Source organism: Pseudomonas putida, from assembly GCF_050989985.1.
GTDB classification, from domain to species: domain Bacteria; phylum Pseudomonadota; class Gammaproteobacteria; order Pseudomonadales; family Pseudomonadaceae; genus Aquipseudomonas; species Aquipseudomonas putida_AI.
Window position 1 is genome coordinate 6,099,459 of the sequence record NZ_CP158815.1, and the last position, 20,114, is coordinate 6,119,572.

Sequence of the window (20,114 nt, forward strand, 5' to 3'; positions counted from 1 at the left end):
AATGTCGAATTGATGCCCACAAAAAAACCGGCCAAAGCCGGTTTTTTGTTTTAACCGATCACTGCATCCACGGTGGTGGCGGTTCTTCGGTCTTGCCAGGTGGTGCATCGTCCGCGGCGCGGGCCGCTTGCTTGCGCTCCTCGTCCCGGCGTGCCGCCTCGATCTCGCGCAAGACACCGCCGACGTCGGCCAGGTCTTCCGGATCATCAAACTCACCGGTCAGGACGCTGCCCGGGTGCAAGGTGCCAGCCTCGTACAAGGCCCACATTTCCTTGGCGTAGCGAGTCTTCTTCAACTCCGGCGCAAACCGTCCGAAGTAGGACGCCATGTTGCCCACGTCCCGCTCCAGCATGCTGAAGGCGTGGTTGTTGCCCGCCGCGTCCACCGCTTGCGGCAAGTCGATGATCACAGGGCCAGTCGGGGTCAGCAGCACGTTGAACTCCGACAGGTCACCGTGCACCAGGCCGGTACACAGCATCAGCACGATCTGCGAAATCAGATAGGCGTGATATTCGCGCGCCTGGTCCGGCTCCAGCACCACGTCGTTCAGACGCGGCGCGGCATCGCCGTATTCGTCGGCCACCAGCTCCATCAGCAGTACGCCTTCGAGGAAGTCATACGGCTTGGGCACCCGCACGCCGGCATTGGCCAGGCGGAACAGCGCCGCCACTTCGGCGTTCTGCCAGGCGTCTTCGGCCTCCTTGCGGCCGAACTTGGAACCCTTGGCCATGGCCCGGGCCTGACGGCTGTTGCGTACCTTGCGGCCTTCCTGATACTCGGCCGCCTGGCGAAAACTGCGTTTGTTCGCCTCCTTGTAGACTTTCGCGCAGCGCAACTGATTGCCGCAGCGCACCACATAAACAGCTGCTTCTTTACCACTCATGAGTGGGCGCAGCACCTCGTCGACCAGACCGTCCTCGATCAGGGGTTCAATGCGTTTTGGAGTCTTCATCAGCTTTTATTCTGGGTCCTTTATTACCAAACACGCGAAAGTCACTCGTTATACGGCAATCCTCCCCTGGCGGGGAGGGGGTGCCGACCTGTGAACATGACCGATGCACACAATGTGCCGGTTTTATCACGAAAACCGGCGGCCAATCCGCGGCTTTGCAGGATCAAGACCGGGCCTTGTCCGTAGGCACCAAGGGCATTTACGACAGAAATCGCCATCAAATAGCCACTACTCAAGGTTTTTTCCAAACGGTCCTCAATTTCCTCGGACAACAGCCGAAGCCCTGAGTGACAAAATGATTTGTCCGACAATCGTTGCCTTGCACTGGCGATGTCGCCCTCAAGGAAGCGGTTGAACAAAAACGTTTACGGCTGCCAATAAACCCCGAGTCATCTGCACTGCGTGGGCCTACAAGAAAATCTGGAGCGCGGATGAACATTAAACAGAAGTTGACCTGGGCGTTTGCAATCATCGCCTGCTTGCCCGTGGTGCTGGTCGCCACCCTCGTTGTGCTGAACTTGCGCAGTGATGCCCAGGATGGATTCGTCGACAGCAGCGGTCGTGAAATCCGCCAGGTCAGCAATGCCATGCAACTGTTTTTCGACGGCATCAGCCAGAACGTCGAGTACCTGGCCAAGCAACCGCTGATCACGAACTCCGACGACAGCCTGAAGACCTACATGGCTTCCAACGCCGCCAGCGTTCCCCAGGGCGAGATGGACAAAAAAGTCTTCGGCTTCCTGCAGGAACTGGGCAACGCTCATCCGTCCTACGCCTATGCCATCCTCGGTACCGCGGCCGGCGGTTACGTGTCGTGGCCGGACGATGCCAAGCTGGCAAACTACGACCCACGTCAGCGCCCATGGTACAAGGCGGCCCAGGCCAAACCGGGCAAGCCGTTCCGCACCGAGGCCTACTACTGGGCTGAAAATGACACGTCCTATGTCAGTACCGTTCGCACTGTTGATAACAAGCTGGGCACCAACGGCGGCGTGGTCAGCATCGACGTGTCGCTCAAGCAGCTGACCGAGCTGGTCAAGCAGATCAAGCTGGGGGAAAGCGGCTACCTGATGCTGCTGGAAAACACCGGCACCGTGCTGGTCGATCCGAAGAAGCCGGAGCACAACTTCAAGGCCCTGAACAGCCTCGGCGACGGCTATGCGCAACTGGCCAAGGCCGGCAAAGGCGTGCTCGAAGTCGAACTCGACGGCGAGCACTACATGGCCAACGTCTGGCCGTCGGAGCAACTGGGCTGGACCTTCATCGGCCTGATCAAAAAGAACGACGTGATGAGCACCGCGACCCAACTGACCTGGTTGATCGCGATCATCGCTGCCGTACTGGCGGTGATCTTCGCCATCGTCGGCGCCAGTTTCGCCAGCGTCATCGTGCGGCCGATCCGTGGTGTGGCCGATGGCCTGGAAGGTATCGCCCAGGGTGAAGGCGACCTGACCAAGAGCCTGGAAATCCGCGGCCGCGACGAAACCGCGCAACTGGCCAACTGGTTCAACCAGTTCCTGGCCGCGATCCGCAACCTGATCCAGAACATTGGCGGCGCCGCGAGCAAGATCCTCGCGACCTCCAAGAGCTCGACCCAGGTGTCCAGCGACATGGCCGAAGCGGCCGGGCGCCAGCGTGAAGCGGTGGATATGGTGTCCACGGCGTTCCACGAAATGGTCGCCACCGCCAACGAAGTCGCGCGCTCGTGCAGCCAGGCTGCCGAATCCGCCGACAGCGGCCAGCGCCAGGCCCGCGAAGGCCAGCAGCAGATCGACGCCGCAGTCAGCAGCGTGGATCGCCTGAGCCAGGAAATCGAGCAGTCGGCCGAGTCGATGCAACAGCTGGAACGCGACAGCAACGACATTCAGTCGATCCTCGGCACCATCCGTTCGATCGCCGAACAGACCAACCTGCTGGCGCTGAACGCGGCCATCGAGGCGGCGCGTGCCGGTGAACAGGGTCGCGGTTTTGCAGTGGTGGCAGACGAAGTGCGGGCACTGGCCAAGCGCACCGCCGACTCCACGGCGGAGATCGACGGGCTGCTGGGCAACCTGGCCAAACGCACCAGCCAGGTGACGCAACAGATGCACGCCAGCCTGGAAGTGTCGCAGCAATCAGTCGCGCGCATCGGCGAAGCGCGCAGCAGCTTCGGGCAGATCCGCGAATCGGTGGACGTGATCCGCGACATGAACACCCAGATCGCCACGGCGGCGGAACAGCAGCACCAGGTGGCCGAAGACATCAACCGCCACATCAGCCAGATCCATGGCGATGCGCAGCTGGTGGCGGAACTGGCCAACTCGGCACGACTGGACTCCCAGAGCCTGGCCGGGTTGTCGAATGAGCTGGATGGGTTGGTGCGTCGGTTCCGTACCTGATCCGAAATCCCGGTGGCCGCTTCGCGGCCAATCGCGAGCAGGCTCGCTCCTACAAGGACACTGCAAATCCCTGTGGGAGCTGGCTTGCCAGCGATGAGGCCGTCACTGTTTGAACAACTCCCCCGGGGTAAACCCGAACAACGACTTGAACGCCGCAATAAACGCCGACGTGGAATCATATCCACAGGCCAGCGCGGTATTGGTCACGCTGTCCCCCTCCTCCAGCAAACTCAGCGACGACAGCAAGCGCATGCGCTGGCGCCAGCCTCGAAAGCTCAACCCGGTCTCGCGCTGGAACAGGCGCATCAGGGTCTTCTCCGACATGCCCAGACACTCGGCCCACTCCTGCAGGGTCACGTTGTGCTCGGGGTTTTCGATCAGCTCGTTGCACAGCCCCAGCAATCGTTCATGGCGGGGTAACGGCAGGGAGAACCCGACTTCCGGCAAGGTCGCCAGCTGATCCAGCAGCACGCTCACCAGCCGCGCTTCCTGGCTGTCGCCCTGTGGATATTCCACCGGCAGCAGGCAAAAACTCTTGATCAGCTCACGGGCCAGCGGCGTCACTTCCAGCACCCGGCAACGCCCGTCCGCCCATTGGCAATCCTCGCGACGCACATAGAGGCTGCGCATCTCGGCGCGCATCGAGGTCACCACCTGATGCTCGAGATCCGCGGGAATCCAGATCCCCCACTGCGGCGGCGCAAAGAAACTTCCTTCGGCGGTATGCACCCCGAGAACACCGCTGATGGCATAGGAAAACTGCACCCAGTCGTGGCGATGGGCCGGGGTCCATGAGCCGGCATTGAGGCTCTCGACCCGGGCATACAACGGGCGCGGCAGTGAGGTGATGGGCGGGATGCTGCGTTCGAGGGACACTTGTCCGTTGGTCGGCATTGACGGGCCTTGTGTTGCGGGACGGCGGATAGGGCGACGCTAAGCCATGTCACAAATCTATTCAACACCGGTGATCCCCCTGTAGGAGCGAGCCTGCTCGCGATAGCGGTGTATCAGCCAGCCCATGTGTGACTGACACGCCGCTATCGCGAGCAGGCTCGCTCCCACAGGATTGGGTTTCACTTCAATTCAGTTTTCAGCGTTCGATGATGGCAGTGACCCCCTGCCCACCCGCCGCACAAATCGACACCAACCCCCGCCCCTTCCCCGCCGCATCCAGCAACTTCGCCAGATTCGCCACGATCCGCCCGCCCGTGGCGGCAAACGGATGCCCCGCCGCCAGCGAGCTGCCTTTGACATTCAGCCGGTTGCGGTCGATCGACCCCAACGGCGCATCGAGGCCGAGGCGCGTCTTGCAGTAGTCCGCATCCTCCCAGGCCTTCAGCGTACAGAGCACCTGCGCGGCGAAGGCTTCGTGGATTTCGTAGTAGTCGAAGTCCTGCAAGGTCAAACCGTTGCGCGCCAGCAATCGCAGTACGGCATACACCGGCGCCATCAACAGGCCTTCGGCACCGTTGACGAAATCCACCGCCGCCGCCTCGCCGTCACGCAGGTAGGCGAGGATCGGCAAGCCGCGTTCTTTCGCCCACTCTTCACTGCCCAGCAGCACCAGCGACGCACCATCAGTCAGCGGCGTGGAATTGCCGGCGGTCAGCGTCCCCTTGGCGCTTTTCTCATAGGCGGGCTTGAGGGCGGCGAGCTTTTCCAGTGTCGAATCCGGGCGCAAGTTGTTGTCGCGGGTCAGGCCCAGGTACGGCGTCATCAGATCGTTGTGCCAACCTTCGGCGTAGGACGCGGCCAGTTTGTGGTGACTTTCCAGCGCCAACCGATCCTGATCCTCACGGGAAATGCTCCAGGTCTGCGCCATCAACTCGCAGTGCTGGCCCATGGACAAACCGGTGCGCGGCTCACCATTGCGCGGGAACTCGGGAATCAGGTGCCGGGGACGCAATTGCAGGAAGGTTTTCAGTTTGTCGCCCGTGGTTTTGGCGCGGTTGGCTTGCAGGAGGATTTTGCGCAGACCTTCGCCGACGCTGATCGGCGCATCGGAGGTGGTATCGACGCCGCCGGCAATGCCGCAGTCGATCTGCCCCAGGGCAATCTTGTTCGCCACCAGTAACGCTGCTTCCAGCCCGGTTCCGCAGGCCTGCTGGATGTCGTAGGCCGGCGTCGTGGGCGACAGTCGCGAGCCGAGCACGCACTCGCGGGTCAGGTTCATGTCCCGCGAATGCTTGAGTACCGCGCCCGCGACCACTTCGCCGATACGCAGGCCATGCAGGTTGTAGCGTTCGATCAAGCCTTCGAGCGCCGCCGTGAGCATGTCCTGGTTGCTGGCCGTGGCGAACGGCCCGTTGGAGCGGGCGAAAGGAATCCGGTTACCACCGATGATCGCGACGCGGCGCAGTTGGGTCATGAAAAGCTCCTGGTGAACACCTGAAAGTTGAGCCGATCCCTGTGGGAGCGAGCCTGCTCGCGAAATCGGTGGGTCAGTCAACTCGTTGCCGGATGTGCCGACGCCTTCGCGAGCAGGCTCGCTCCCACAGGGTCTGTGTTCTCCTGAAAATCCAGGGACAAACTAATCTGCTGTGATCAAGCGTAGGCCTTATCTCGCGGATCGAACGACTGATTGCCAATCATGGTCCACACTTTGAACCCCAGCTTGCGGAGCGCGTTCCATGTCTGACCGCTATATCGAATTCGCCAATTCCTCCATCGGCCATCGCCTGGTCGGGGCCCTGGGGCTGCCAACGCCTGTGCGTCTGGAACGTTGGCAAGCCGGTCGGCTGCGGCCGGTCGAGGGTGCGCTGCTGATCGGCGGCGGGCCATTGGCGCAGCACGTCAACGCCTTTGCCAACCGCCTGACCGATGCGATCTACGGCTACGGCACCGAGCCTTCGATGGCGACCGAGTGGATTCCCGGTCACGGTCCGAAACTCAAGGCCGTGGTGTTCGATGCCAGCGATCTGCTGCAAACCGCGCAGCTCAAACAACTGCGCGAGTTCTTCCAGCCGCTGATGAAAAACCTCGAGCATTGCGCGCACCTGGTGATCCTCGGACGCGACCCGCAGACCCTGAGCGATCCGTTCGCCGCCAGCGCCCAGCGTGCCCTGGAGGGGTTCAGCCGTTCGCTGGCCAAGGAACTGCGCAGCGGCGGCACCCTGCAACTGATCTACGTCGGTGAAGGTGCCGAAGACCAGCTCGAAGGTCCGCTGCGGTTTTTCCTCTCGCCGAAAAGCGCCTTCGTCTCCGGGCAAGTCATTCGCCTCAAGGCTTGCGACTCCCAGGTCAGCGACTGGACCCGCCCCTTGGCCGGGCGCAAGGCGCTGGTTACCGGTGCGGCCCGCGGCATCGGCGCGTCCATCGCCGAAACCCTGGCCCGTGACGGCGCCGACGTCATCCTGCTTGACGTGCCCCCGGCGAAAAACGATCTCGATGCCCTCGCCGCACGTCTCGGCGGGCGCAGCATCACCCTGGATATCTGTGCAGAAGATGCCGCCGCCCAGTTGATCGAGCACCTGCCCGACGGCGTCGATATCGTGGTGCACAACGCCGGCATCACCCGGGATAAAACCCTGGCCAACATGACCCCGGATTTCTGGGACGCCGTGCTCGCGGTCAACCTCAATGCGCCGCAAGTGCTGACCCAGGCGCTGCTCGACAACGGCACGCTGCGCGACAACGCCCGGGTGATTCTGCTGGCTTCGATCAGCGGCATCGCCGGCAACCGCGGGCAAACCAATTACGCGGCGAGCAAGGCCGGTTTGATCGGCCTGGCCCAGGCCTGGGCGCCTTCGCTGCAGGAACGAGGTATCAGCATTAACGCGGTGGCTCCCGGCTTTATCGAAACCCAGATGACCGCACGCGTCCCCTTCGGCCTGCGCGAGGCCGGGCGGCGCATGAGTTCCCTGGGCCAGGGTGGCTTGCCCCAGGACGTGGCCGAAGCGGTTGCATGGCTGGCACAGCCGGGCACTGGCGCGTTCACCGGTCAGGCCTTGCGTGTGTGCGGGCAAAGCGTTCTGGGGGCCTAGCCATGACCACTGACTGGCACCTGCTCAATCGCGAACCCGGCTTGCCGGCGCTCTATGCAAAAGCCGCGACGCGACGAAAAATCACCGGCACCACCCTGCCCGACACCGGCTTGCGTTGCTGGGTGGACATCGACCCCGAACGCCTGGCGGCCTATCGCAAGGTCTGCGGGTTTACTGACAACAGTCTGCTGCCACCGACTTATCCACACATCCTCGCTTTCGCGCTGCAGATGCAGTTGCTCACCGCCAGGGAGTTTCCGTTTCCATTGCTGGGGCTGATTCACCTGAGTAACCGCATTCGCGTGCTGCGGCCCATGGGCGGTCTCCACCGGGCGCAGGTCAGTGTGAGCGTGCAGAACCTGCAACCCCACGCCAAGGGCGCGACCTTCGATTTGCTGACCACCCTGGATGACCAGCTCGGCACGCTGTGGCAGGCGCAGAGCCAGATGTTGTGTCGCGGGGTCAAGCTTGAAGGGGAGCCCGTGGATGAAGTGTTGGCATCGACACTGCCGCTGACCCAGGTCGCGCAATGGAAAGCGCCCGCGGACATCGGCCGGCGCTATGCAAAAGTCTCCGGCGACTACAACCCGATTCACCTCAGCGCGGCCAGCGCGAAGCTGTTCGGGTTTCCTTCGGCCATCGCCCACGGGTTATGGAACAAGGCCCGCACGCTGGCGGCGCTGGAAGAGCATTTACCGACGGCGAACTACGAGATCCTGGTGCAGTTCAAGAAACCGGTGCGCCTGCCCAGTGAGGTGGCGCTGCTGGCCAGTGCCGCGGGGTCGAGCGGGGAGTTGCAGTTGATCGGCAATGGCGATCTGGAGCACATGATCGGCCATTGGCAACCGGTGGCTTGACGCCTGCCTACCTGTAGGAGCGAGCATGCTCGCGATGGTCGCCAACGATAACGCTGGCTGCCTGACACCCAGTGGCGTTCTCGGGCTCATCGCGAGCATGCTCGCTCCTACAGGGGGCGCACCCACGATCAATTGTGTATATCACTTAAGTATCCAATCCTCCCGTGCCCCTCGCTGCCCCATTGATTCAAAACAGTTTTTCTCCGCGCCCGAACAAGCCCCCCATCGCATTAATACCAATTCAATAATGGCGCGACGCTGCCCTTGGGACTGTCATGTGATCAACGGACGAAGGAAATGGCCGGCGAAAGAACCGGCCAGCCGTCGATCTCAACGAGGTTGGTACAGGTGCAGGGAATCACGGCCATGGACACACAGGTGTGGTGCAAATCGGCAATCGCAATGGCGCTCGCGCTTTCTCTCGGTCTGGCCGGTTGCAGCAGTGGCGGTGGCGGTCATCACAGCAGCCCGGACAGCTCTTCATCGGACGCGGGCACGGCGGGTACAGGTGGCACGGCAGGTACGGGTGGTACCAGCGGCGGAGCGGGCGGTTCTGATGGCACCGCGGGCACGGGCGGCGGCACCACCACTCCAACCAACCCCACGAACCCGACCGACCCGACGAATCCAACCAACCCGACCGATCCCACCAACCCGACCAATCCAGGCGCTACGCCGTTGGTGATGACGACCCTGGTGCAGGATGTCGGCAACACCGTCGGCGGCGTCGGCACAGGTGTGGGGCAGATCGGCGATTCGCTGGGTTCGGTGCCTGTCGCCGGCGGTGTCGTGCAAAGCGTGGCCAACACCACGGGCAACGTGGTTAGCACCCTGGGCGATGGCGTGGCCAATGGCCTGGGCAAACTCGACAGCGATCCCAACGGATTGGGCGTCACGGCGTCGGCGGTAGGTGGTGTGGTGCAGGATGTCGGCAACGGCGTTTCGGATGTCAGCGGCAAACTGGCCACGGCCACCAGCAGCGTTCCGGTGGTCGGCGGTGTCGTCACCCGAGTCGCCCCGGTACTCGATGGCGTCGGCGAAAGAGTCACCATGCTCGGCGATACCCTGAGCACGGCCACCACCACCGGCCCACTGGGCACCGTCACACAGGAAGTGGGCAGCAAACTGGTGCCGGTGATCGCCATGGTCGAGAGCACCACTGACAAGGTCGGCAGCACCACCGGGCTCGGCGATCCGCTCAAGGGTGTGGTGAAACAGGTCGGTGATGCCGTCAATGGCGTGGGCAACAACGTTACCGCTGCCGGCAACGGCAATGCCCTGACCAACACCGTTGGCGGTGCCCTGAGCAACACCGGGACTGCGGTCGGCAAGGCCGGGGGGCTGGTGTCCAACGGCACCGGCTCGGGCACCGGTGCACCCGGCACCAATGGCCTGCTGGAAACCGTCGGCGGTGCGGTGGTCAACGTCGGCAGTGGCCTGAATATCGGCAACAGCAGTGGCGTGGTCAGTGCGGCGGGCGTGAACGCCGTGGCCGGCGGCAATCTGGTCGCCAGCGTTGGGGGAGCACTGGGCGGCAGCGGTGTGGCCAATACCACCCCGACCGCGGCGCTCGGCACGCTCGGGACCAACGTCGGCGCCGCGGTCAACCCGGTCACGACAGCGGTGACCGGGCTTACGCAAAACGTCGGTGCCGCCACCGGTATCGGCGCCCCGGTCGCCAGCCTCACCAGCCAGACCGGTGGAGCAGTGGCCAGCCTCGGCACTGCAATAACGGGCAGTAATGCCAACCCGGTGGTCACGGCCCTTGGTAATACCGTGACCACCGTGGGGGGCACCGTCGGCGCGGTCGGCGGTCTGGTCGATGGTGCTACCACAGGTACCGGCACAACAGGCGGGCTGGGTGGTGTCATCGGCGGACTCACCGGCGCCCTGGGCGGCAACAGACGCTGATTTGCACCGTGCCGTTCACGCGGCTCGACCTACAGCGCCTGGGCTTGGTTGAGGGCGGAAGATGTTGCTCAGTCTTCCGCCTTTTCTTTGGATCAAGGAGATCCGGGTGCTACAGCGGATTGAACAGGGAGTGCCTTATGCGCGTCATGGCCTTTTTGCTGTCGTTGTCCCTCAGCTCCACCCTCCTCGCCGATACCCTGCCCAGCTTCCTCAACAGCAACGAAACCATCCGCAACCTGCCGGTGCCGAACCTGCCCGCCGATGCGTATCGCCCGACAGCCACACCGCTGCAAGTGCCCGAACCCGGCGCCCCCCAGGAGCCGCTGATGATGGGCACCAAAGTGCACATCAACACTGTGCAGATCGAAGGCGGCACAATCTACCCGCTCAAGGAACTGGCGGCGCTCTATCAACCCTTGCTGGGCCACGAAACCAGCCTCGCCGAGCTGATCGAGGCGACCCGCAACATCACCCGTCGCTATCAACAGGATGGCTACCTGCTGTCCTACGCCTTCCTGCCCCAACAGAATTTCGACAATGGCGTTGCCCGCGTGGTGTTGGTGGAGGGATACATCAAGGACTACCAGTTGCAGGGCGACGTCGGCAGGGTCAAGACCTTGCTCGATGAACTGGTGGCCAAACTCCAGGCCGAACGACCACTGACCCGCAAGACTTTCGAACGCTACACCACCCTGATGAGCCGCATCCCCGGCGTCACCTTGCAAGCCCAGGTGCCGCCACCGGGCACCACCGACGGCGCGACCCGACTGATCGCCCAGGCCAGCCGCAAACCCTTCACCAGCACCCTGAGCACCACCGAAGACAACCGCAATGGCACCCAGGCCTTGCTTGGCGTGAGTAGCAATTCCCAGACGGCCATGGGCGAACAGCTGACCCTCAGCGGCCTGTTTCCACCGGGCGACGATCACGAGCATTACTACCGCCTGGACTACAACCAGTTCCTCAATACCGAAGGCACGCAACTGGCCCTATCCGCCTCCCGCTACCGCGCCGACCTGGGCACCAATGTGCGTCTGGACAACGGCATCGAGCTGGAACCGCATCGGGAAAACGATCGCTATTCCATCGGCTTCAGTCATCCACTGATTGCTTCGCCCAACGAGCTGCTCAGCGCCGGCGCGCGCCTCTATGCGGTCGACGACAAGACCCGCTACAAGGTGGTCGGTTTCCCCCTCAGCGTCGAACAACGCACCGACATCCGCGCCCTGGCGTTCGAAAGCGACTGGCGCAAGGCCGATACCCGGCAACTGCGCATCCTCAGCGGCGGGCTGTACCAGGGCATCGATGGCATGGGCGCAAACACCAACAACAGCGTCCTCGACCTGGACTTCTTCCGGCTGCGTCTGTCGGGGGTGCAAAGCGACAAGTTCTTCGACAACTGGCAAGGCGTCCTGTCCGCCGCGCTCTACTGGAGCGACGATACCCTGCCCGACAGCGAACGCGCAGTGTTCGGCGGCCAGAACTTCGGCCGCGGCTACCCCGACGACCAGGCCTCCGGCGACAAGGGCTGGGGCGCGGCGTACGAGGTGAACTACAGCTTCAATCGCGAGGGCAACTGGGTGCGCATCCTGCAACCCTACGTAGTGCTGGACCGCGCCAGGACCTGGTTCAACAAACTGCCGGTGCAGGGCAACGACATGTCATCGGCGGCAGTGGGTTTGAGATTTGGCGATGCCAGGTACTACAACATCGCGCTGGAAGCGGCCAGGCCGATGTCGGAGAAGGCGCTGGATACGTTTAACCGGCGGGCGCGGTACAGCATCAGCTTCAGCTACCAACTGTAGGAGCGAGCTTGCTCGCGATGGACGACGGAACACCGTGGGGTGTCAGGCAGCCAGCATTATCGTTGACGACCATCGCGAGCAGGCTCGCTCCTACAGGGGATGGGGTACATCCGCGCAAATCGGGTCGTCTGTCAGGCCGCCTTCGCGAGCAAGCCCGCTCCCACAGGAGATGGGGTACATCCGCGCGAATCAGGTCGGCTGTGAGGGCGTCTTCGCGAGCAGGCTCGCTCCCACAGGGGACTGAGTAAGTCCGTCCAATCAGGTCGGCTGTCAGGCCGCCATCGCTGGCAAGCCAGCTCCCACAGGAATTGGGGATGCTCTCGAAATTCAGGCCGAGCGTTAGCTCGCCTCGGCGGCCTTTGATTTTGATTCACCCGCCCCTTCGGGAGGCTGAGTGGAGGTGTTCATCCGGGGGTAAGGCGCGTAGCGCCGTGCGGCGCAGCCGCACACATCGAGAGGAGGTGCAGCGAAGCAAACCGGAGGCGATGCCCCCGGATGAATGCCGGAGCGAAGGAACGCCGAGCCTCAGCGAGGGGCCGGACGCCGGGGCAAGCGTTTTTGGTTACTTTTAAGGCGTTTGTTAAAAGTGACTCGCCGTAAGGGCGAAACCATAAGTCGCCGTTACCGAAGCAACGGATATGTACACGATCAAAAAAGCCTTCGCGAGCAAGCCCGCTCCCACAAAAAATCAGGAACCCTTCACCCGCACACTAGGCAAGGGAAACAGATTATTCAGCGTCTCCAACAACCTCACGTGATAAATCGGCTTGCGAAACAAATCCAGCACCTGCAAGCGCAACATGTCGCTCACATCCTCCATATCCGCATGCCCGGACGTCACGATCACCGGCAAATGCTGGCGCGAGGTGTGCTCGCGCAAACGCTTGATTAACGACATGCCACTCTCCTCCGGCATGCGCAGGTCAGTGATGACCAGCGCAATGTCCGGATGACGGGTCAGATGATGAAGTGCCAGCTTGACCGAAGTCGCGGTGAAAACATTGAAGCCCTCCCCCTCCAGCAATTCCGCCAACTCGATCAAGGCATCTTCTTCATCATCGACCAGAAGCAACTGTTGGCGTGAAAGCGCGGGAGAACTCATAGGCGACACCGGCAATAAAGTAAGCACTGACATTAGTACCCGCCTTCAGCTATGGCAAATGACCTTACCCTCAGACCTCAAGTCTCATTAACTTGAACCTGCGGGCTTGGGAACCAGCGCACCCGAAATTTTGCCGAATACTGTCCCGATGTCACCGGCGATACCCGAGCTGAGCCCGGCAATCACCACCGCCACCATCGCCGCCACAATCGCGTACTCGATACCCGAAGCGCCTTCGGTATCCCTGACCAACTTTCTGCAATGAGCAAAAATGAGTTCCGATTTGACCTTCTGAACCAGCTTGGAAAAAGACATGACCGCTCTCCTGGAGCACCCGGGTGTTGCATGAGCGCAACATGATTCCCCTATGCCAGCATCAGCATTGTCGGCATTCATCGAGCCAACAACTGTAACAACGGATTAATCACAAAGTATTAGTCGTTTAGTTGGCGCCAAAAAACCGGGCCTTTCGTCGTAATCATTTACTTTTACTGCTTTTTCCTCGTTCCGTAATGGCGTTTTGCTCTAGCTGCGCTACGGTCAAATAGCGAAATAGTTTCATGTTCATTGCTGCCTGATTGCGAAGTTGTCTCGTTGGATAAAGCGAGTTTTTAGAGCAGCAGGAAAGGGAGAGCCGTCATGAACAGCCGTATCACTCTGGGCCTTGCCGGACTGTCACTGGTGGGCGCTGTCATTGCCGGTTACTGGGGGCTGACGCTGAGCCGTCCACCGGCCCCCGCCCCCATTGCACAAATCACCGACACTTCATCGCCCACTCCGCCCCAGGCACCCGTGCCGCAAGCAGAAGACACCACTCGCCATCCCGTGGTGGTGTTGCAGCGTGACATTGCCCCCTTTGCGCAAATCACCGCCGACGACGTGGCCCTGGAAAATCTCCGAACCGTCCCGGCCGGCAGCCTGACCCGCCTCGATCAAGCCATTGGCCGCACACCCTGGCGCACCCTCAAAGCCGGCAGCTGGCTGAGCGATGAAAGCTTCGAAGCCGGCGGCAGCCTGGCGCGCATGATTCGCCCCGATGAGCGCGCGCTGGCCGTGGCCGTGGACGAAGTGGTCAACGCCGGCGGGCAGCTGTCGCCGGGGGATTATGTCGATGTGCTGCTGTTTCTGCGCATGGACACCAACAACCCCCAGGCCTCGTCCCAACTGGTGATCCCGGCCTTGCGCGTACTGGGCGTGGGCGAGCAGATGGGCCTGACCAATGACGGCCAGCCCGCAAGCCCCACCCACAGCAACGACGACAAACTGCGCCAGGAACAACAGCGCGCCAGCGCCCGCACCGTTCTGCTCGCCGTGCCCGAACCCTTGCTGAGCCGCCTGATGCTCGCCGCCCAGGCCGGGGTGTTGCGCCTGGCCGTGCGCAGCGCCGAGGAAAAACGCCTGGCCCGCTACTGGGCCGGTGAAAGCGATTCGGCGGCCAACCTGGCCAACGCCGACCGTGAACTGATCCAGTTCAACGAACTGGCCATGACCCCACCGCCGAAAAATGTCGTGGCCATTGGCGCCTCCACACCTGTGCGCAAAGCGGGTGTGGAGGTGATCCGCGGCAATGAAATCACGCAAAAGACCCCCTGAATCGAGCAAGGATGCCCTTAGATGCGCAGACGTTTTACGCCGTTGTTCAACGGTTTGATCTGGGCCACCTTGATGAGCGGCATGCCGGTGACGGCGGCCTTGGCGGCAAGCGGCAATTGCGCCGCGCTGGGCCCGATGCCGGCCGCGATGGAAGTCGGCGAGGGCCTGCAACAGGAAGTCCAGTCGCCGGTGGCGATTACCCGGATCGCCGTGGGCGACCCGAAAATCGCTGACGTGCGGGTCAACGGCAATCAGGCCTTTCTGCTAACCGGCATGGCCCCCGGCGCCACCAGCCTGATGGTCTGGACGCCCTGCTCCAGCACACCGCGTCAAAGCATGGTGTTCGTGAAGGGCCGTGCCACGGCGGCCATGACCACCGCCACCCGACTACCCTCCGATGAGGCGGCGCTGCCCGCGCAGGTGCAGACCGACATCCGCTTCGTCGAGGTCAGCCGCACCAAACTCAAGGAAGCCAGCACGTCAATTTACGGCAAGACGTCGAACTTCCTGTTCGGCTCCCCCGGCACCGTGCCCAACACCGCCGTGACGCCACGGGTGCTGCCGCTGCGCGACCTCGATCCGCGCATCGCCGTGCCCAGCATTCCCCTGGCCAACGACATGTACAACATCGTCGCCGGCGGCGGTAATTTCCTGGCGATCATCAATGCCATGGAAGGCAGCGGCTTTGCCTACACCCTGGCGCGTCCGAGCCTGGTGGCCTTGAGCGGACAGAGCGCCAGCTTCCTCGCCGGCGGGGAAATCCCCATCCCGATCCCCAGTGCCAACAGCAACAGCTATTCCATCGAATACAAGGAATTCGGTATCCGCCTGACGCTCACGCCCACGGTGGTCAGCAACGACCACATCGCGATCAAGGTCGCACCCGAAGTCAGCGAACTGGATTACACCAACGCCGTCACCATCAGCGGCACCACCGTGCCGGCGTTCACCATTCGCCGCACCGACACCAGCATTTCCCTGGCCGATGGCGAGAGCTTCGTCATCAGCGGCTTGATCAGCACCCAGAACACTTCGCAGGTGAACAAGTTTCCAGGCCTGGGCGACATTCCGATTCTCGGCGCGTTTTTCCGCAGCTCCTCGATCAACCGCGAAGAACGCGAACTGCTGATGATCGTCACGCCGCACCTGGTCCAGCCGCTGGCGGTCAACGCACAACTGCCGACGTTGCCGGGCGAAAAACTGCGCAACTACGACCCCAACTGGTATCGCCTGTACTTCCTCGAAAACGGCGACTTCGATAAACGCAGCGGGTTATCGCAATGAGCCAGAACCTGAGCCAGACCTTCCTCGCGATCACGCGCAACAGCACCGACCTTGAATGGTTACAGGGCGCCCTCGCCTCCATGGGCCAGGTGGTCAGCGTCGCCGGCGACAGCCTCGACGAACTGCTGGCGCTGGTGGACGTGACCTTCGCCAGCCTGGTGTTCGTGAGCCTCGATCGTGAACATCTGGTGGCCCAGTGCGCGCTGATCGAGGGCGCCTTGGAAGCCAAGCCGATGCTCGCCATCGTCGCGTTGGGCGACGGCATGGACAACCAACTCGTGCTCAATGCCATGCGTGCCGGTGCGCGGGATTTCGTCGCCTATGGTTCGCGCGCCAGTGAAGTCGCCGGCCTGGTGCGACGCCTGGGCAAACGTCTGCCGCCGGTGGCACCGAACACCCAGCTTGGCGGGCTGACGGTGCTTTACGGTGTGCAGAGCAATGCCGATGGCGCGCTGCTGGCCAACCACATGGCGCAGGTGGTGCAGAAGAGCGGCCAGCAAACCCTGTTGCTGGATCTGGGGCTGCCGCGCGGCGACAGCCTGGCCTTGCTGGGCCTTGAGAGTTCGTTCTATTTCAGTGATGCGCTGCGCCACGTGCGCCGCCTCGACTCGACCCTGATCGACAGCGCCTTCACCCGTTGCGAAGTCGGCCTGCGCATCCTCGCCTACGCCAGCAACGACGAGCCGCTGGAACACACCAGCGCCGCCGAGTTGTACATGTTGCTCAGCGCCCTGCGCCAGCACTTCCAGCACATCGTGGTGAACCTCACCGGGCAGCCGGACAGCGAGGCCTTGCGCACCCTGGTCAGCCATTGCGACAAGCTGCTGTGGTACACCGACCAGAACGTGATCGACTGCCGGCGCAACCTCGCGGTGCTCAACCTGTGGCGCGAAAAGGGGATCAAGCTCGATCACGCCAAACTGCTGGTCGATCGTTACTTGCGCAGCGTCGCGCCCGACTCCGATGCCCTGGGCAAAAGCTTCGGCATGGAAATCATCGCCACCCTCGCCTACAGCCCCGAGATTCGCCTCAACGCCAAGAATCAGGGCATCACCCTGTTCGAACTGGCGCCCCGGGAAGTGCTCACCCAGAGTTTGCGCACCCTCGGCGAACGCCTGGCCAAGCGCTCCGAAGGCCTGGCCAAACCCAAGTCCTGGTTCAGTCGCTTGAGAGGTACGCAATGAGCGCTGAAAAACTCTTCGGCGGACCCCAGCGCGGGGTGGCCGGCAATACAGACCACGAAGGCCTGAAGCTGGTGTTGCACCGCTACATCATCGACGCCATCGAGGAGTCCGGCAAAAACCTGCTGGAGGGCTCGCGGCAGGTGCTGTCGCAGTTCGTCATCGACAAGGTCGCCGAGTACATCGCCCGCCTGCACCTGGCGATTTCCCGCTACGAAATGGAGCGGCTGGCCGAAGAGATCGTCGACGAACTCACCGGTTTCGGCCCGCTGGAGGTGCTGCTGCGCGACCCGGCGGTGACCGAGATTCTGGTCAACGGCCCGCACCGGGTGTTCATCGAGCGCGACGGCTTGCTGCATCAGAGCGATTTGCGTTTTATCGATGCCCATCACGTCGAACGGGTGATCCAGCGCATTCTCGCGCCGCTCGGGCGCAGGCTCGATGAGTCCTCGCCAATGGTCGATGCGCGCCTGCCCGACGGCAGCCGGGTCAACGCGATCATTCCGCCGATCGCCCTCGATGGCCCGTGCCTGTCGATCCGCAAATTCCGCCGGGACATGCTCAAAAGCACCGATCTGATGGCCATGCAAACCATCGATCAGGCGATCTATGAATTCCTTCAGGAAGCCGTGGGCAAGCGCTGCAACATCCTGATCAGCGGCGGCACCGGGACCGGCAAGACCACGCTGCTGAACATCCTCAGCCAGTTGATCAACCCCCACGAACGACTGGTGACCATCGAGGACGTCGCCGAATTGCAACTGGGCCACCCCCATGTCGTGCGCCTGGAAACCCGTCCGCCGAATGCCGAAGGCCATGGCGAGGTCAAGGCCAGCGACCTGATTCGCAACGCCCTGCGGATGCGTCCGGACCGGATCATCCTCGGCGAGATCCGTGGCGTCGAAGTGGTCGATGTGCTGACCGCCATGAACACCGGCCACGACGGTTCCATGAGTACGGTGCACGCCAACAACGCCCAGGATGCGCTGCTGCGCCTGGAAACCCTGGTCGGCCTGACGGGGCGCAGCATCGCCGAACGCACGTTGCGCCAGATGATCTGCGCGGCGCTGGATGTGGTGATCCAGCTGACGCGCCTGCCCGATGGCCGCCGTTGCGTCAGCGAAGTGGTGGAGGTGATTGGCGTGCGCGAGGACGTGTATGTCACCAATACCCTGTTCCGTCTCGACCGACGCAGCGGTTTCGGTTTCCTGCGCGAGGCGATCAACCCCGCCGGCGACAAGCTGCGCCGTGACTCGGCGTTTTCTCCCTCGACGTACTGAAGGCCACGGCATGCTCAAACCGTTGCTGCTGATACTCGTTTGCCTGGCGTTGGTCGGGCTGTCGGTGCGCCTGTTTCAACGCGGGCGACGCCAGCCCGGCACCGAACGCGCACTGGAGCGCCTGACCCGGGGGCAACCGCAGCCCGTGGCACAGAAGACCTCATGGGTGGCCGTGGAGCGCGCCTTCCTGCGGGCGGGCCTGGGTCGGCCCACGGAACGCCTGGGGTTGTGGCTCACGTTGTGGGGCTTGGGTGCCCTGCTCGGTTTGTTGCTGGGCGGCTGGCTGGGCTTGCTGATCCTGGCATTGCTGCCGCCGATGCTGGTGCGGATCTTTGTCCAGTGGCGTTATCAGCGCCGGCTCAGGCGCATGATCGAACAACTGCCACCGCTGCTCGATCACACCGTGCGCAGCCTGAAGTCCGGACGCACCTTGGCTGACGCAGTGCTCAATGCCATTAACGCCGCCGAAGACCCGCTCAAGGATGCCCTGGGCCGGGTGCAGCGCAGCGTGCAACTGGGCGTGAGCCTGCCGGAGGCCGCCGCGGACTTTGCCGAGCTGTACGACAAGGACGAGTTACGCCTGTTTGCCCTGGGTTTGAAGGTCAACCACCGCTATGGCGGCAACGCCAGTGAGCTGCTGGAAAACCTGATGAAGATGATTCGCGAACGCGAACAGGCGGCTCGCCAGTTGCGCGCCATGACCGGCGAAACCCGGGTCACGGCGGCGGTGCTGGCGCTGTTGCCGGTGTCCGTCGCCGGCTACTTCCTGATCACCAATCCGAAATACCTGTTGAGCATGTGGAACGACAGCTCGGGGCAAATGATGCTGGTGAGCGCGCTCGGCTTGCAGGTGTTCGGCTGTCTGGCGCTGTGGCGGATGTTGCGAAGCCTATGAACCCCTCGATGCTGCTGAGCTCGCTGCTGTTTCTGACCGCGTCCCTGCTGTTTGTCAGCGTGGTCTTCGAATGGCGCCGCCGCGCCCGCCAGGTGGTGCAACGCCTGGACGGCAAAGCGCCCAGCGAAACCCGATTGAGCCAGTGGCTGCATGCGCTGGGCACCAGCCGGATCGGCCAGCGGACGGTCAGCCTGGATAACGAAACCCAAACGCTGCTCAACTGCCTGGGCTGGCGCACCGCGCGCAAACGCGCGTATTTCGCCGCCCTTCAGGTAGGGACTCCGTTCGCGGCGCTGGCCCTGAGCCTGCTGCTCCAGGCGCTGTTTTTTCCACAGGCCGGCAACCACTGGATCGCCCCGGCGTTCGCTCTCGGCATCGGCTATCTGTTGCCCAAGCGCCTGCTGGCGGCGGCCGCGCACCATCGTCAAAAGCAGCTGGCGATCGAGATTTCCACCTTCATTCCGCTGCTGCGCATCCTGTTCGAATCGGGCATGGCGGTGGAGCAATCCCTAAGGGTCCTGAGCAACGATGGCAAACAACTGTTGCCGATCCTGACCCATGAATTGCGCCTTGTACTGGCGCGGGTCGATTCAGGCCTGGAGCTGGGCGAAGAACTGCACAAGGCCAGCCGCTTGATGGCGGTGGATGAATTTACCGACACCTGCGTGATCCTTCAGCAGTTGCTGCATCAGGGCGGCGGCGCCATGAAGTCGCTGCTGTCGCTCAAGCAATTGCTCGATGACCGGCGCATGACGCGCCTGCAGGAATACATCTCCAAGATGTCCGCGAAAATGTCCGTCGTGATGATGCTGTTCCTCTTCCCGGCGTTGTTGATCGTACTGGCCGGCCCGGGCTTCACCGCCCTGGCCCGGGCCTTTGCTTCCTAGAGGGAA

General features: G+C 62.8%; 17 protein-coding genes and 1 pseudogene. 12 read left to right on the forward strand and 6 right to left on the reverse strand.

The genetic code is table 11. The features are described from left to right. Positions 1 to 58 precede the first annotated feature (58 nt). Entirely contained in the window at positions 59 to 952 is an 894-nt protein-coding gene (locus ABTV29_RS27900) for a PA4780 family RIO1-like protein kinase (protein WP_433767758.1), read from the reverse strand. A gap of 41 nt (positions 953 to 993) precedes the next feature. Continuing rightward, positions 994 to 1,311: a hypothetical protein gene (locus tag ABTV29_RS27905; RefSeq protein WP_433767759.1), complete on the reverse strand. Its 318-nt coding sequence runs from the start codon at positions 1,309 to 1,311 to the stop codon at positions 994 to 996. Between the two features lie 228 nt (positions 1,312 to 1,539). Here ABTV29_RS27905 and ABTV29_RS27910 point away from each other — a divergent pair. Beyond that, positions 1,540 to 2,424: pseudogene (locus ABTV29_RS27910) on the forward strand (HAMP domain-containing protein); the annotation flags it as partial. 201 nt (positions 2,425 to 2,625) lie between these two features. Continuing rightward, entirely contained in the window at positions 2,626 to 3,330 is a 705-nt protein-coding gene (locus ABTV29_RS27915; RefSeq protein ID WP_433772048.1) for a methyl-accepting chemotaxis protein, read from the forward strand. 102 nt (positions 3,331 to 3,432) lie between these two features. Here ABTV29_RS27915 and ABTV29_RS27920 read toward each other — a convergent pair whose 3' ends face one another. Beyond that, entirely contained in the window at positions 3,433 to 4,224 is a 792-nt protein-coding gene (locus ABTV29_RS27920; protein ID WP_433767760.1) for an AraC family transcriptional regulator, read from the reverse strand. A gap of 196 nt (positions 4,225 to 4,420) precedes the next feature. After that, entirely contained in the window at positions 4,421 to 5,698 is a 1,278-nt protein-coding gene (locus ABTV29_RS27925; protein ID WP_433767761.1) for an acetyl-CoA C-acetyltransferase, read from the reverse strand. Between the two features lie 262 nt (positions 5,699 to 5,960). Here ABTV29_RS27925 and ABTV29_RS27930 point away from each other — a divergent pair, with 262 nt between their 5' ends. The 4 genes from ABTV29_RS27930 to ABTV29_RS27945 all read left to right on the forward strand — a co-directional run bounded on the left by ABTV29_RS27930 (position 5,961) and on the right by ABTV29_RS27945 (position 11,886). Further along, complete coding sequence (locus ABTV29_RS27930) at positions 5,961 to 7,313, forward strand: 3-oxoacyl-ACP reductase (protein WP_433767762.1); 1,353 nt, start codon at positions 5,961 to 5,963, stop codon at positions 7,311 to 7,313. Positions 7,314 to 7,315: 2 nt separating this feature from the next. Continuing rightward, positions 7,316 to 8,170, forward strand: a complete 855-nt coding sequence (locus ABTV29_RS27935) for a MaoC family dehydratase (protein ID WP_433767763.1) — start codon at positions 7,316 to 7,318, stop codon at positions 8,168 to 8,170. Positions 8,171 to 8,536: 366 nt separating this feature from the next. Then, positions 8,537 to 10,081 carry a collagen-like triple helix repeat-containing protein gene (locus tag ABTV29_RS27940; protein ID WP_433767764.1) on the forward strand — a complete coding sequence of 515 codons (1,545 nt, stop codon included), beginning with the start codon at positions 8,537 to 8,539 and terminating at the stop codon, positions 10,079 to 10,081. A gap of 137 nt (positions 10,082 to 10,218) precedes the next feature. Continuing rightward, positions 10,219 to 11,886, forward strand: a complete 1,668-nt coding sequence (locus ABTV29_RS27945) for a ShlB/FhaC/HecB family hemolysin secretion/activation protein (RefSeq protein ID WP_433767765.1) — start codon at positions 10,219 to 10,221, stop codon at positions 11,884 to 11,886. A gap of 688 nt (positions 11,887 to 12,574) precedes the next feature. Here ABTV29_RS27945 and ABTV29_RS27950 read toward each other — a convergent pair. Both ABTV29_RS27950 and ABTV29_RS27955 read right to left on the reverse strand, forming a co-directional pair. Then, the gene (locus ABTV29_RS27950; RefSeq protein WP_433767766.1) at positions 12,575 to 12,988 is read right to left on the reverse strand and encodes a response regulator; all 414 of its coding nucleotides are present in this window, start codon (positions 12,986 to 12,988) and stop codon (positions 12,575 to 12,577) included. 87 nt (positions 12,989 to 13,075) lie between these two features. Continuing rightward, the gene (locus tag ABTV29_RS27955) at positions 13,076 to 13,303 is read right to left on the reverse strand and encodes a Flp family type IVb pilin (protein WP_433767767.1); all 228 of its coding nucleotides are present in this window, start codon (positions 13,301 to 13,303) and stop codon (positions 13,076 to 13,078) included. Between the two features lie 324 nt (positions 13,304 to 13,627). On the opposite strand from ABTV29_RS27955, the gene cpaB reads away from it, so the two are divergent. From cpaB to ABTV29_RS27985, 6 genes are read left to right on the forward strand one after another with little or no spacing between them, the layout of a single operon-like run. Continuing rightward, positions 13,628 to 14,581 carry a Flp pilus assembly protein CpaB gene (gene cpaB / locus ABTV29_RS27960; RefSeq protein ID WP_433767768.1) on the forward strand — a complete coding sequence of 318 codons (954 nt, stop codon included), beginning with the start codon at positions 13,628 to 13,630 and terminating at the stop codon, positions 14,579 to 14,581. A 21-nt stretch (positions 14,582 to 14,602) separates the two neighbouring features. Next, the gene (locus tag ABTV29_RS27965) at positions 14,603 to 15,865 is read left to right on the forward strand and encodes a type II and III secretion system protein family protein (RefSeq protein ID WP_433767769.1); all 1,263 of its coding nucleotides are present in this window, start codon (positions 14,603 to 14,605) and stop codon (positions 15,863 to 15,865) included. After that, entirely contained in the window at positions 15,862 to 17,049 is a 1,188-nt protein-coding gene (locus tag ABTV29_RS27970) for an AAA family ATPase (protein WP_433767770.1), read from the forward strand. The genes ABTV29_RS27965 and ABTV29_RS27970 overlap by 4 nt, the downstream gene beginning before the upstream one ends. Beyond that, the gene (locus ABTV29_RS27975; RefSeq protein ID WP_433767771.1) at positions 17,046 to 18,326 is read left to right on the forward strand and encodes a CpaF family protein; all 1,281 of its coding nucleotides are present in this window, start codon (positions 17,046 to 17,048) and stop codon (positions 18,324 to 18,326) included. Before ABTV29_RS27970 ends, ABTV29_RS27975 begins: the two co-directional genes overlap by 4 nt. A gap of 10 nt (positions 18,327 to 18,336) precedes the next feature. Beyond that, complete coding sequence (locus ABTV29_RS27980; RefSeq protein WP_433767772.1) at positions 18,337 to 19,221, forward strand: type II secretion system F family protein; 885 nt, start codon at positions 18,337 to 18,339, stop codon at positions 19,219 to 19,221. Positions 19,222 to 19,229: 8 nt separating this feature from the next. After that, complete coding sequence (locus ABTV29_RS27985) at positions 19,230 to 20,108, forward strand: type II secretion system F family protein (RefSeq protein ID WP_433767773.1); 879 nt, start codon at positions 19,230 to 19,232, stop codon at positions 20,106 to 20,108. Positions 20,109 to 20,114 lie beyond the last annotated feature (6 nt).